Origin of the sequence: Kitasatospora nipponensis, assembly GCF_039528135.1 — a bacterium.
GTDB lineage: Bacteria > Actinomycetota > Actinomycetes > Streptomycetales > Streptomycetaceae > Kitasatospora > Kitasatospora nipponensis.
In genome coordinates this window covers 1-664 of record NZ_BAAALF010000776.1, presented here as the reverse complement: position 1 = coordinate 664, position 664 = coordinate 1, and the positions used below count along the sequence as shown (strand labels likewise).

The window sequence follows — 664 nt, the reverse complement described above, 5'->3', positions numbered from 1 at the left end:
TCATGCCCTCCCAAGCGGCCGAACCGGCGTCAATGACTTGTGTATGCCGTGGAGAACGCGCGTAGATCGGCCCGGGCGAGGCTCTGTCCTGTCAGCAGGAAAGCCCGCACGAAAGGCACGAACCATGACGGAGTTCCCGCAGAACGGCCAGGTGTACACCTTGCAGTCCCAGAGCGGCACGGTGGCGGACGTCAGTTCCTCCAGCACCGCGTCCTGCAACCGGATCCAGGCCTGGCAGCCCAACGGCAGCAAGGCCCAGACCTGGGTCTTCTGGGCGAAGGAGAACGGCACCTGGCTGCTGGAGACCGGCCTCACCAAGGGCACCCACGGCCCGGGCCAGGCCATGGTGATGGACTTCAACTACAACGCCTTCAACACCCACCTCTTCCAGGAGCACGGCAACGACAACCAGCGCTGGTACGTCGAGGACGCCGGGGACGGCTGGGTCCGGCTGAAGACCGCCCGGGGCGACGGCTACCTGACGGCGGATCGGGTCGGCAGCGCGCTCGGCGTCTGGCAGCTTGACCCGAACGGCAGCGGGCAGCGCTGGAAGCTGCTCCCGGTCGCCGGCGGCACCGGCAACTCCGGCGGCGGGCAGCGACCCCAGCCCCAGCCCCACCCGCAGCCCCAGCCCTCCGGCGGCGGCGGGATCGAGGGCCAGCGG

General features: G+C 69.7%; 1 protein-coding gene. It reads left to right on the top strand.

Features of this window, described 5'->3' with window-relative positions:
• Nucleotides 1-124: 124 nt before the first annotated feature.
• Nucleotides 125-664: RICIN domain-containing protein (locus tag ABD323_RS43275; RefSeq protein WP_344447512.1), on the top strand; the 540-nt coding region annotated here is incomplete at its 3' end.